The organism is Bacillus sp. 2D03 (assembly GCF_003946765.1).
GTDB classification, from domain to species: domain Bacteria; phylum Bacillota; class Bacilli; order Bacillales; family Bacillaceae_G; genus Bacillus_A; species Bacillus_A cereus.
The window spans coordinates 584,935-596,969 of record NZ_RPSJ01000001.1; the positions used below are offsets into that span (position 1 = coordinate 584,935).

A 12,035-nucleotide genomic window follows, 5' to 3' on the forward strand; every position below is an offset into this window, starting at 1 on the left:
CAGTGTCCGACAACCAATCCAATAAAAAAATTGCCGGAATGAATCCGGCAATTTTCTAATTACTTACGTAACTCCGCACCGAATTTCGCTTCTACCGTTGTTAGTACACGGTTATGTGCTTCTGTTACTTCTTCGTCTGTTAATGTACGTTCTGCATCGAAGTAAGTCATAGAGAATGCAAGTGATTTCTTGCCTTCTTCCATTTTTTCACCTTCGTATAAGTCGAATAGTGTTACGTCTTTCAGAAGTTCTCCGCCAGCTTCAGCAATGACTTGCTTCATTTCACCAGCTTTTGTTTCTTTTGTTACTACAACAGCCATGTCACGTGTCATAGATGGGAAACGTGGAATTGCTGAGTAGTAAGTTTCCTCAGCGTCTGCACCGAATACTTTTACAAGAGATAATTCAAATACGAATGTATTTTTCACATCTAATTGTTTTTCTGCTTCTGGGTGCAATTGACCGATGAAACCAATTACTTCGCCATCTAATACGATGTCAGCTGTACGGCCTGGGTGCATACCTTCACGTTTTGCTGGTGCATATGTGATTTGATTTGAAACGCCAAGCACGTCGAATAGTCCTTCTAGTACACCTTTCACAACGAAGAAGTCTACTACTTTCTTCTCACCTTGCCATGCATGGTGAAGAGCAAGACCTGTCATAACACCTGCAAGATGTTGTTCTTCTTTCGGAAGTTCTCCTTCTTCTGTCGGTAAGAAGATAGAACCTACTTCGTATAAAGCAACGCTGTCGTTTTTACGAGCGACATTGTATGAAACTGCTTCTAGTAATTGCGGTACTAAGCTTAAACGAAGTTGGCTACGTTCTTCACTCATTGGAAGTGCAAGACCTACAGGCGCCTTTTCGTTTGGCTCAACCATATATTGTTTCGCTTTGTCAGCGCTTGTTAATGAATACGTAATTGCTTCATATAAACCAGCACCCTCTAAGAAGCGGCGTACTTTACGACGTTTCGTTTGTGCTGATGTTAATTTACCACGAGTCATCGTTCCAGAAGGTAATGTAACTGGAATGTGGTCATAACCGTATAGACGGCCCACTTCTTCTACTAAGTCTTCTGAAATTGTAATATCAGGACGACGTGCTGGTACATTTACATGGAATGTTCCTTCTACTTCTGTAAATGGGAATTTCAAGTTTGTGAACATTGTACCCATTTCACTCGCAGAAATATTTGTACCTAATACACGGTTTACTTTTTCAGCAGTAACAGATACTGTACGCTCTTGTACTTGTAAGTTGTCAGCTTCTACTACACCTTCAAGTGCTTCACCGCCAGCATATTTCGCCATTAAAGCAGCTGCGTGTTGAATTGCTTCAAATGTACGTGTTGGATCGATTCCTTTTTCGAAACGTGCACTTGATTCACTACGAAGACCTAAGTCTTTTGATGTACGACGTACTGTTTGACCTGCAAAGTATGCAGACTCAATTAGAACGTTTACTGTCTCATTTGTAACTTCAGAATCCGCCCCGCCCATTACACCAGCAACAGCTAAAGCTTTCGTGCCGTTTGTAATTACAAGATGGTGGCTTTGTAATGTACGCTCTTGATCATCTAACGTTTCAATTTTTTCGCCTTCTTTTGCAAGACGAACAACGATTTCTTTTGAACCTAATTTATCGTAATCGAATGCATGTAACGGTTGACCGTATTCTATTAAAATGTAGTTTGTAATATCAACTACGTTGCTAATTGGACGAATGCCAGCTGCCATAAGACGAGTTTGCATCCACATTGGTGACGGACCAATCTTTACGTTTTTAACCATTTTTGCAATGTATAATGGGTTTTCTTCTTTCGCTTCTACGCTTACAGAAATATAATCAGAAGTTTTTTCTGCTGTTTCTTGTAAGTCGATAGCTGGAAGTTTTACTTCACGGCCATAAATAGCAGCTACTTCGTAAGCAACACCTAACATGTTTAAGCAATCTGCACGGTTTGGTGTTAAGCCAAGCTCAAGTACTTCATCGTGTAAGTTTAAAATTTCAAGTGCATCTGCACCAACTTCAGCGTCACTTGGGAAGATGAAGATACCATCTGCGTATTCTTTTGAAACTAACTTTCCATCAATACCAAGCTCTTGAAGAGCACAAACCATACCGTGAGAAGCTTCACCGCGTAGTTTTGCTTTTTTGATTTTGAAGTTACCAGGAAGTACAGCTCCAACTTTTGCAACTGGTACTTTTAAACCTTTTGCAATGTTAGCAGCTCCACAAATAATTTGAACTGGCTCTTCTTCACCGATATCGATTAAGCATTTGCTTAATTTATCAGCTTCTGGGTGTTTTTCACATTCTAATACGTGACCAACTACAACACCTTTTACACCTTTATTTAATACTTCAACGCCTTCTACTTCAATACCACTTTTCGTGATTTTGTCTGCTAGTTCTTGTGCTGTTACATCTTTAATATCTACATACTCTTGTAACCAACGATATGATACGAACATATTTATCCTCTCCTTCCCTTACGCTCGTTTGAATTGTTGTAAGAAACGTACATCATTTGTATAGAAATGACGAATGTCATCTACTCCGTATTTCAACATTGCGATACGCTCTGCACCCATACCGAATGCGAAACCTTGATATTCTTTTGAATCATAACCAGCCATTTCAAGTACGTTCGGGTGAACCATACCTGCGCCTAGAATTTCAATCCAGCCAGTTCCTTTACAAGTGCCGCAACCTTTGCCGTGACACATCATACAAGAAATATCCATCTCTACAGATGGCTCTGTGAATGGGAAGAAACTTGGACGAAGACGGATTTCACGATCTTCACCGAACATCTTTTTCACGAATACTTGCAGTGTACCTTTTAAGTCACTCATACGAATGTTTTTATCAATTACAAGACCTTCAATTTGCATGAACTGATGTGAATGCGTCGCATCGTCGTCATCACGGCGATACACTTTACCAGGACAAATAATTTTGATTGGGCCTTTTTCTTTATTATTTTCCATCGTACGTGCTTGCACAGAAGATGTATGTGTACGTAGTAACGTTTCTTCTGTAATGTAGAATGTATCTTGCATATCACGCGCTGGGTGATCTTTCGGTAAGTTTAGTGCTTCGAAGTTGTAGTAGTCTTTTTCTACTTCTGTTCCTTCAGCTACTTCATAACCCATACCGATGAATACATCTTCAATTTGCTCAACAACAGCTGTTAACGGATGGTGACAACCTGTTTCAACAGGACGACCTGGCAGTGTAACATCGATTGTTTCAGTAGCTAATTTCGCTTCGATTACTGCTTTTTCTAAGTTACTAATTTTGTCATCTAAACGCGTTTGAATCGCTTCACGCACTTCATTTACTAATGCTCCCATACGTGGACGCTCTTCTGCTGACAATTTTCCCATGCCGCGTAATACTTCTGTAATTGGGCCTTTTTTTCCTAAATACGCTACGCGTACGTCGTTTAAGCCCTTTAGCTCTTTCGCTTCTTCAATAAGCTCTAACGCTTTTTGCTTTAGCTCTTTTAAACGTGCTTCCATTTTGGAACCCTCCTAATTTTAAAAATAAAAAAACCTCGCTCCCAAAAAGGGACGAGGTAAATTCGCGGTACCACCCTAAATTGACAGAACAAGTCTGCCCACTCATTAGTTATAACGATCAATTCTGACCGGAACGCCTTTACATATACATGGTCCTGGCGTCAACTCCAGAGGTGAATTCACTTCCGTCTACCATAAGAATGCTTTCAGTCTACGGCACTCTCTCCCTATATGGCGATTTTGTAAGTTACTCTTCTCTATCAACGTTTTTCGTTATTTAACTTTTAATATAATGTACTTCAACTTATTATAAGAAGTTTTTTATTTGTTCGCAACCGGGCTTTGCAAATAATACGTTAAAATCCCTGCTGCAACCGCAACATTTAATGATTCTGCCCCGCCGTAAATCGGAATATACAAGTTTTGATCCGTTTTTGCAAGAATTTCTTGGCGTACGCCATTTCCTTCATTTCCTACAATTAATGCAAAACTGCCAGCCGGCGTTACTTCACCATACGGAACTCCATTTTCAAGAGCTGTTCCATATACAGGAACGTTGTTTTCTTTTAACTTGTCTACCCATTCTTCTAAGTTCCCTTTTACAATTGGTAAGTGGAAAATAGAGCCTTGTGTAGAGCGGAGTACTTTACTATTGTAAACATCAACACAACCTTCTCCAAGCACAACGGCGTGAATACCAGCTGCATCAGCTGTACGAATAATTGTTCCTAAATTACCTGGGTCTTGCAGGCCATCTAATAAAAGGAATTTCCCATCAGTAAGAGCTACTTCTTTCTCATGCTTCTCACAAACAGCAAATACACCTTGTGTCGTTTCTGTTTCACGAAGTATTTTGACAATCGCCTCAGGTACGATATACATTTCCACATCATTAACTGTCCAATCTTTCGGAAGGTCTGTCTGATCTGAAACGATAAGTTCTGTTACAATTCCTGCCTTCAAAGCTTCCTCGACTAAGTGGAATCCTTCTACAAAAAATAAACCTTTTTTATCGCGTTCTTTTTTCGTTTGCAGCTTTTTCCACTGCTTTACACGCGGATTTTGTACTGAATCAATGTTTTTCATAATATGTATTTCCCTCTCTTCTTGTCTTATCATTATAGCCTATTTTCCATACATATTTACATAAAAAAGAACAAAAACTAACGTCAGTTTCAATTCTGAAGAAGAGGTGAAAGCAATGAGTTTTAATTTACGCGGTGCCGTATTAGCGAATGTATCTGGAAATTCACAAGATCAATTACAAGAAACAATCGTCGATGCAATTCAAAGCGGTGAAGAAAAAATGCTTCCAGGTCTTGGCGTTTTATTTGAAGTCATTTGGAAAAACGCTGATGAAAATGAAAAGCACGAAATGTTAGAAACACTAGAGCAAGGATTAAAAAAATAAGTAATTTGAAAATCACCTTTGCATAAGCTAAGGTGATTTTTTTGCAGAAAAATTTTTTCTTCTCCTAAACATTTCTACTTTACTAACGAACTATGATGGAGTACAATGTTCAAAATACATTTAAACCGATCGATTTTTCTTCATATACACCATAAGATAAAAGGAGTGAATGTTTTATGCACCGTATTACGCTTGAACAAATTTTTAAACACCACATTACACAAAAATACGTAAACCGTTCTGGAATGGTCCACGCGATCGCTGTCGCTTACCATGCGTTTCACCTAGCCAAAAAGCATCACGCCTCAGTCGATGCTGCCACAAAAGCTAGCTTCCTTCATGATATCGGACATCATACGTGGTACACAGGCGGCGAATGGGATTATGACTTATATAAAAAGAATGATATCCATGCAATTAAAGGTGCTGAAAGAGCACATAAATTACTTATTAGATTAGGAGAACATCCAAAACTAGCAAAAGAAATTTCTATTGCAATTCTTCTTCATACAGATTCTTTCTTAGTGGAACAAGAAATTGAAAGAACATCGCTTCAAAATATTATTAAATGGGCAGATGAAGCAGATGAAGAACCGGGCGGAGCGCATCATTATCGAACAATTTCTTATGAAAAAGCACTTAAAGCAATTCAGCAATTAGATCGATTGGTAGAGCGTGAATTGCAAATAGAGCAAGCAAAATTGAATAACAAGACAGAACATAGTTATCAATGAGAAAGAGGCATCACTACAGGGTGATACCTCTTTTATTATTTTATGGAAAATACACCTTTATATGTAATATTTAAATATTACGCCTGAAAACAAAATGCCTTATAATTAAATATACAAATATAAAGAGGTGATTCTACATATGCAACCCGCTACACAACTTTCTAATGAACAGAAATACTCTATGTCATGGGGACAATTTATTAGCTCCGTTGTATTCGCTTTTTTCGGAACCGGACTTATTACTGTGTTCCTCGCAATGCCCTTAACAATTTATACAGCCGGTCTTACAGATAAAAAACAAATTGCCCTGTATGAATCTATCGTAAATACTGCAAGTATTGTATTACAGCTAGCCGTGTTGTTATTCTTCATTTTTAAATTCGAACCCGCAAAAAAATTACTACTACAATCATTTAACTTTAAAGCACTGAGAGAATGGCGTACATACGTATACTTACTTCTTTTCTTCGCTATAAACATTTTACTCAATTACATCTTGTTAAATTATGTGTTCCAAGACGCAACAAAGCAGCAATCTTCCGCACTAAACTTAGATGTCTTTAAGCAGTATCAAATATTATTACTTCTCGGCTTTGCAATACTCACACCAATTTTTGAAGAGCTTATTTTCCGTGGCTTTATACTTCGCTTTTTCTCAGAACGCTTCCCATTTTGGATTGCAGCGATTATAACAAGCTTCTTCTTCGGTATCGCTCATACATACTCACTTGGCGTAATGGTCATTACTTTCTTCATGGGATTATTAATGGCTATTTTATGTAAAAAAACAAAATCCATTATTCCAGCTATGTTATTTCATATTATGAATAATTTGTTGGCATTCTTGAATTAGAAAGAGGTATCCTCACGATACCTCTTTTATTAATTCGTATGATCACTTCTCATCTCTATCAATTTATACATATTTATTAATAATATCCAAAATAAACCTCATGTAGTAAAATATAACTTAATTCATATAAAGGAGTTTACATATGTTCAGTGTTATTTGGATGCTTTTCACGCCACTTCTCTTACTATGCGGGATTGCTGGTGGTATTTTTTTAATAGTAACAGGAATTAAATATCGGAAATTACTAGTTGGTTTAATGGGGCTACTTAGCCTATCCTTTGTCACACTACCTTTTGTTTTTTTAAGTATAGGAATTAATATGGATACAATCTTCCCCATTCCAACTGCTCTTTACTGGACCCTATTTTCTTTAACTGGATTATTAGCAGGGATAAGTGGATTCCAAGCAAAAATTAAAAGTATACGTAATATGGGATTCATTATTTTTACCATTGGAATATTAGGGGTTATCTTCTGGGTACTCATGTCTGTAAGTGATTGATTCTATATATAACTTTTTTCGAAACCCACAAATCGGAGGTAATACAGAAATGTTCGGAATATTAATTTGGATGATTTTAGCTTTTACTTTAATGTTATGCGAATTCATCGTCGGCATTTTTTTAATTATTGCTGGTATGAAGTGTCGTAAATCATTTACTATTATAGCTGGTTTCATTAGCATATCTCTTATCGTTGTTCCTATCATTTGTATAGGTTATGGAATAGACTTAGAGGGGATGATTCCAATTTCAGGAACTTTATATTGGGGTCTCTTCTCTTTAGCTGGACTATTAGCTATTATAAGCGGCAGACAAATATCAAGTATTCGTGCTATGGGAACAATTTTGTTTATAACAGGGCTGTGCTCCGTAGCTGGTTACCAGCTTTTATATTTAACTGCATAAAGAACACAAAAAAGCAGGGAATTTAATTCCCTGCTTTTCTATTTGGTTTATTGCCTGATGGTAAGAAGAACGATAACACCCAAGCGATACCTGCTAGTATCGTTGCGATTAAGAAGGCATCGTTAATACCGTTAATTGCAGATAGCTTTGAAATTTGTCCATATAATAGTTGTGTGCTCATCGCGTCTCCTGCTTGAGCTGATCCAGCTAAGGCCGCTAAACTTTGCCCCATGCCGTGTATTTTATCAACTAAAATTGGGTTTGATGTTGTTAACATGTTGCCGTAATCTGCTACGTGAGCAGTCGTTTGTTGCGTCATAAGTGTAATTAAAATCGCTGTTCCGATTGAACCCGCTACTTGTCTTGACGTATTTTGCGTTGCTGTACCGTGAGAAATTAATTTCATCGGCAGCGCGTTCATACCAGCCGTCATAATTGGCATCATAATGAATGACATACCAATTGAACGTATAATATAATCCGTCATAATAACGCTATACGGTGTATCCATCGATAATTTTGTAAATTCATATGTCGCATACGTCGTAATTGCCAATCCAATTATCGCTAATGGACGAATGCCATATTTATCGAATAATTTACCCGCTACTGGTCCCATGATCCCCATAATTAATGATCCTGGAAGAAGTAGTAAACCAGATTCAATTGGCGTAAAGCCACGAATGTTTTGCAGATATACTGGAAGCAATAACATACCTCCGAATAATGCCATCGTAACGATTGCGTTAATTACTAAAGTGAAAGTAAATACTGGATATTTAAATACTTGTAAATCAAGCATTTTATTGTCCGTTGTTAACTCTCTCCAAATAAATAACGCTAAACCAATTACACCAATGATAAGTGAAATAACAACTTCTGCACTAGTCCAACTATTATTTCCAGCTTCACTAAATCCGTACAATAAGCTTCCTAGTCCAATACTTGAACTAACCACACCGAATATATCTAATTTCGTTTTAGACACTGGCTGAGCTAGTGTAAAGAATTTTAAAGATAGGAACGTAATAATTAAACCGATAATAAACATCGCATAGAACATTAAGTTCCAGCTGTAATTTTCAATTACCCAACCTGTTACAGTTGGTCCGATAGCTGGAGCTAAAATCATCGCTACACCTAGTAATCCCATCGCCGCTCCGCGTTTATGAGGCGGGAATAACGTCATGAAGATATTCATACCAACCGGCATTAAAATACCCGCACCAACCGCTTGAATTACACGGCCCGTCATCATCATTGTAAAGTTTCCTGAAGTAGCACAAATGATAGATCCTACCGTAAAGAATAACATTGCTGCTACGAATAATTTACGATACGTAAATCGTGAAACTAAAAATGCACTAATCGGTACTAAAATACCATTTACAAGCATGAAGCCTGTAATTAACCATTGTGCTGTTGAAGTTGATACGTTAAATTCATTCATTAACGGAGGTAATGCAACGTTAATAATTGTTTGGTTTAAAATAGAAACGAACATGCCGAGAATTAATACAGCTACAACTGCTTTTACGTTCACATTCTCTACAGGCGTAGACATTTGTTTTTTCGGCACTTCTTTTTCTTGTTTTACTTCTTCTTGCTTTCCTGTTTCTAACTCAACTACATTAGAAATTTCCGATTCTTGCTTTCGTTCAATTTCTTTCTCTTCTGTTTCAACTTTACTTATTTCTATTTTACTTACGGCTGGGACTTGTTCTTCTCCCATTTTCGTTTTTTTCTTTCGCAAAAGACGATTTACAAGGAAGAAGACGATTATACAAAATAGTGCATATCCTGCAATTACAATTGAGGACATCTCATCTCCCCCTTACTTATGAATACGAACTGTCACATTCATGCCAGGAACAATATTTACTGATTTGCTATGATCTAAAGAAATTTTAACTGGTACTACTTGTGTTACTTTCGTATAGTTCGCTGTTGCGTTGCTTGATGGCAACATAGAGAATGTATTCGCTGTTGTTAAGCCAACTTGTTCTACTTTTCCTGTTAACGTTGTATCTGGGTATGCATCTACATACACATCTACATCTTGACCTTTTTGAACATCATCAACATCTGTTTCTTCAATGTTTGCTGTTACCCATAAATTGTTCATATCGAATGCGTAAGCAATCGGGCTACCAGCTCCAACGAAAGCATTTGTTGTTGCGTTTGATTGTACAACCGTTGCATTTTGTGGAATTGTTACATCTACTGTTTGTTCTCCATTAGCTGCCGCTACAGTAACAGTACCTAGTTTATCGTTCTCATTATAATTTTTTCCTACTTCAGCTTTCCAGTCAGTTAGTTTACCTGCTACTGGTGAAGCAACCGGAATTACCTTCCCATCAATCTTTGCATTGTCTGTTTTTAAGTAATTTTCCGTTTGGTTGTAATAGTAATAACCGCCAATACCGCCGCCAACTAGTACAATTAATGTGATAATGTTGATAATTACCATTCTTCGAAACTGATTCATTGCATTCCTCTCCTTATATCGCATATAATTTTTTTCTAAACTATTTATGTCCTTATTGTTTAGATTGTTTAATTGTTAATTATATTAACCTTTTAACAAAAAAATCACACCATCTGCAGCGTAAATCGAAATTTATCTACCTGCGAGCGGTGCTGATTTCTGAAGGACTATCGTTTATAATTATAAATAATTATTTTGAATCTACAACCGACAATTTACGTATGAAATGTCGCTTAAACAACAATATAATACCAATATGTTGTTTAAGTGTAGAAAATTAAACGAGGAGAAGAAAAATGTCTATTAAAAATACAAATGATCCACGTGTAAAGCGAACGAGACAACTCATTCAGGATGCTTTTGTCGCTTTAGTAGGCGAAAAAGGCTTTGAAAATGTAACTGTGCAACATATCGCAGAACGCGCTCCTGTAAATCGCGCTACATTTTATAGCCATTACCATGATAAATATGACCTATTAGACAAAAGTATTGAAGAAATGTTAGAGAAGCTAGCAGAAGTAATTAAACCGAAAAATAGAAATAAAGAAGATTTTCAACTTACATTTGATTCACCTCACCCTACATTTTTGGCTTTATTCGAACATATCGCAGAAAATGTAAACTTTTATAACGTTATGCTTGGGGATAAAGCTGCCGGAAACTACTCTTATAAAATGATGAAAACAATACAAGTGCATTTAACATTAAGCTTGTCTATTTCACAACCAGATGATGAAGATCTTATGGTTCCTCGTGATATTTTGATTAGTTATGTTACAGGGGCTCACATCGGAATGATTATGTCATGGTTAAAAAGAGGAATGATATATACTCCGCATTTTATGGCGATGCAATTAACTCGTTTAATTATTTTAGGCGCTCATACTGCAGCAGGATTAGAACGGCCTTTTTAAAACATAAAAAAGCGAAGGAGAATCTCCTTCGCTTTTTCTATTAATTAAATGTAATGTTATGTACAGCCTCTTTATCAAGACGTTTAATAACTTCTACAATTAACTTCACTGCATTTTCATAATCATCACGGTGTAACATTGCCGCATGAGAATGGATATAGCGCGTTGCAATTGTAATTGCCATAGAAGGAATACCATTTACAGCAATGTGAATCGCACCCGCATCCGTTCCTCCGCCCGCTACTGAATCATATTGATACGGGATTTGTAATTCATCAGCAACATCAACTACGAAATCACGTAAACCTGTATGTCCAATAACAGAAGCATCATATAAAATAATTTGTGGTCCATCGCCCATTTTACTTTGCGCTTCTTTTGACGTTACACCCGGTGTATCTCCAGCGATACCAACATCTACTGCGAACGCGATATCTGGTTTAATATAATTCGCAGATGTTTTTGCCCCACGAAGACCAACTTCTTCTTGTACAGTTCCAACGCCGTATACAACGTTTGGATGCTTTTCACCTTTTAATTGTTTTAATACGTCAATTGCAATTGCACAACCAATTCGGTTATCCCATGCTTTTGCAAGTAACATTTTTTCATTCTTCATCACTTGGAATTCAAAGTAAGGTACAACTTGATCTCCTGGTCGTACGCCCCACTCCATTGCTTCTTCTTGGCTAGAAGCACCGATATCGATGAACATGTCTTTAATTTCAACTGGCTTTTTACGAGCTTCTGGAGGTAAAATGTGCGGTGGTTTTGAACCAATTACACCTGTTACATCTCCTTTACGCGTTACAATCGTCACGCGTTGCGCAAGCATAACTTGTGACCACCAGCCACCAACCGTTTGGAAGCGAAGGAAACCTTTGTCATCGATTTGTGTAATCATAAATCCAACTTCATCCAAATGACCTGCAACCATAATTTTTGGGCCGTTTTCTTCCCCTACTTTTTTTGCAACTAAACTCCCTAAATTATCAGTAGAAAGTTCGTCCGCAAACGGCTCGATATATTTCTTCATTACTTCACGTGGTTCACGTTCGTTACCAGCAATACCACGTGCGTCCGTTAATTCTTTTAGCATTGTCAATGTCGCGTCTAATTTTGTCATTGCCAACACCCTCCTTTTTCTTCAGTCAATTCATTATACAATAATTAAATTGAAATATTCAAAAATTA

General features: G+C 37.2%; 12 protein-coding genes and 1 other annotated feature. Of the genes, 6 read left to right on the plus strand and 6 right to left on the minus strand.

What is annotated here, in order from left to right; all coding sequences use genetic code 11:
- Positions 1-59 precede the first annotated feature (59 nt).
- The 3 genes from pheT to EBQ15_RS03310 all read right to left on the minus strand — a co-directional run bounded on the left by pheT (position 60) and on the right by EBQ15_RS03310 (position 4,652).
- Positions 60-2,480, minus strand: a complete 2,421-nt coding sequence (gene pheT / locus EBQ15_RS03300; RefSeq protein WP_000498173.1) for a phenylalanine--tRNA ligase subunit beta — start codon at positions 2,478-2,480, stop codon at positions 60-62.
- A gap of 18 nt (positions 2,481-2,498) precedes the next feature.
- On the minus strand, positions 2,499-3,533 hold the full coding sequence (gene pheS, locus EBQ15_RS03305) for a phenylalanine--tRNA ligase subunit alpha (protein WP_000388219.1): 1,035 nt from the start codon (positions 3,531-3,533) through the stop codon (positions 2,499-2,501).
- Positions 3,534-3,577: 44 nt separating this feature from the next.
- Positions 3,578-3,806, minus strand: a binding site (T-box leader).
- A gap of 48 nt (positions 3,807-3,854) precedes the next feature.
- A complete protein-coding gene (locus EBQ15_RS03310; RefSeq protein ID WP_001986644.1) occupies positions 3,855-4,652 on the minus strand; it encodes a TrmH family RNA methyltransferase in 798 nt (265 codons plus the stop codon).
- 82 nt (positions 4,653-4,734) lie between these two features.
- Between EBQ15_RS03310 and sspI the strand changes: the two genes are divergently transcribed.
- The 5 genes from sspI (at position 4,735) to EBQ15_RS03335 (ending at position 7,439) form a co-directional block, all read left to right on the plus strand.
- Entirely contained in the window at positions 4,735-4,944 is a 210-nt protein-coding gene (gene sspI, locus EBQ15_RS03315) for a small acid-soluble spore protein SspI (protein ID WP_000009509.1), read from the plus strand.
- Between the two features lie 176 nt (positions 4,945-5,120).
- Complete coding sequence (locus EBQ15_RS03320; RefSeq protein WP_000554801.1) at positions 5,121-5,678, plus strand: HD domain-containing protein; 558 nt, start codon at positions 5,121-5,123, stop codon at positions 5,676-5,678.
- 139 nt (positions 5,679-5,817) lie between these two features.
- Positions 5,818-6,531 (plus strand): CPBP family intramembrane glutamic endopeptidase, encoded by a 714-nt coding sequence (locus EBQ15_RS03325; protein WP_001182122.1) that lies wholly within the window; start codon positions 5,818-5,820, stop codon positions 6,529-6,531.
- 142 nt (positions 6,532-6,673) lie between these two features.
- Positions 6,674-7,033, plus strand: a complete 360-nt coding sequence (locus EBQ15_RS03330) for a hypothetical protein (protein ID WP_000493176.1) — start codon at positions 6,674-6,676, stop codon at positions 7,031-7,033.
- 49 nt (positions 7,034-7,082) lie between these two features.
- Positions 7,083-7,439, plus strand: a complete 357-nt coding sequence (locus tag EBQ15_RS03335) for a hypothetical protein (protein ID WP_001986669.1) — start codon at positions 7,083-7,085, stop codon at positions 7,437-7,439.
- A 22-nt stretch (positions 7,440-7,461) separates the two neighbouring features.
- On the opposite strand, the gene EBQ15_RS03340 is transcribed toward EBQ15_RS03335, so the two are convergent.
- Positions 7,462-9,261 carry a DHA2 family efflux MFS transporter permease subunit gene (locus EBQ15_RS03340; RefSeq protein ID WP_000095271.1) on the minus strand — a complete coding sequence of 600 codons (1,800 nt, stop codon included), beginning with the start codon at positions 9,259-9,261 and terminating at the stop codon, positions 7,462-7,464.
- A gap of 12 nt (positions 9,262-9,273) precedes the next feature.
- The gene (locus tag EBQ15_RS03345) at positions 9,274-9,927 is read right to left on the minus strand and encodes an HlyD family secretion protein (protein WP_001071419.1); all 654 of its coding nucleotides are present in this window, start codon (positions 9,925-9,927) and stop codon (positions 9,274-9,276) included.
- 296 nt (positions 9,928-10,223) lie between these two features.
- Between EBQ15_RS03345 and EBQ15_RS03350 the strand changes: the two genes are divergently transcribed.
- Entirely contained in the window at positions 10,224-10,841 is a 618-nt protein-coding gene (locus EBQ15_RS03350) for a TetR/AcrR family transcriptional regulator (protein ID WP_000023661.1), read from the plus strand.
- Positions 10,842-10,881: 40 nt separating this feature from the next.
- Here the strand turns inward: EBQ15_RS03350 and EBQ15_RS03355 are convergent, their stop codons facing one another.
- Positions 10,882-11,967 (minus strand): M42 family metallopeptidase, encoded by a 1,086-nt coding sequence (locus tag EBQ15_RS03355; RefSeq protein WP_000163557.1) that lies wholly within the window; start codon positions 11,965-11,967, stop codon positions 10,882-10,884.
- Between the last annotated feature and the right edge of the window lie 68 nt (positions 11,968-12,035).

Excerpts from the sequence above, each read along its gene's own strand:
- pheT (WP_000498173.1), bottom strand. The coding sequence starts at position 2,480 with ATGTTCGTATCATATCGTTGGTTACAAGAGTATGTAGATATTAAAGAT.
- pheS (WP_000388219.1), bottom strand. The coding sequence starts at position 3,533 with ATGGAAGCACGTTTAAAAGAGCTAAAGCAAAAAGCGTTAGAGCTTATT.
- EBQ15_RS03310 (WP_001986644.1), bottom strand. The coding sequence starts at position 4,652 with ATGATAAGACAAGAAGAGAGGGAAATACATATTATGAAAAACATTGAT.
- sspI (WP_000009509.1), top strand. The coding sequence starts at position 4,735 with ATGAGTTTTAATTTACGCGGTGCCGTATTAGCGAATGTATCTGGAAAT.
- EBQ15_RS03320 (WP_000554801.1), top strand. The coding sequence starts at position 5,121 with ATGCACCGTATTACGCTTGAACAAATTTTTAAACACCACATTACACAA.
- EBQ15_RS03325 (WP_001182122.1), top strand. The coding sequence starts at position 5,818 with ATGCAACCCGCTACACAACTTTCTAATGAACAGAAATACTCTATGTCA.
- EBQ15_RS03330 (WP_000493176.1), top strand. The coding sequence starts at position 6,674 with ATGTTCAGTGTTATTTGGATGCTTTTCACGCCACTTCTCTTACTATGC.
- EBQ15_RS03335 (WP_001986669.1), top strand. The coding sequence starts at position 7,083 with ATGTTCGGAATATTAATTTGGATGATTTTAGCTTTTACTTTAATGTTA.
- EBQ15_RS03340 (WP_000095271.1), bottom strand. The coding sequence starts at position 9,261 with ATGTCCTCAATTGTAATTGCAGGATATGCACTATTTTGTATAATCGTC.
- EBQ15_RS03345 (WP_001071419.1), bottom strand. The coding sequence starts at position 9,927 with ATGAATCAGTTTCGAAGAATGGTAATTATCAACATTATCACATTAATT.
- EBQ15_RS03350 (WP_000023661.1), top strand. The coding sequence starts at position 10,224 with ATGTCTATTAAAAATACAAATGATCCACGTGTAAAGCGAACGAGACAA.
- EBQ15_RS03355 (WP_000163557.1), bottom strand. The coding sequence starts at position 11,967 with ATGACAAAATTAGACGCGACATTGACAATGCTAAAAGAATTAACGGAC.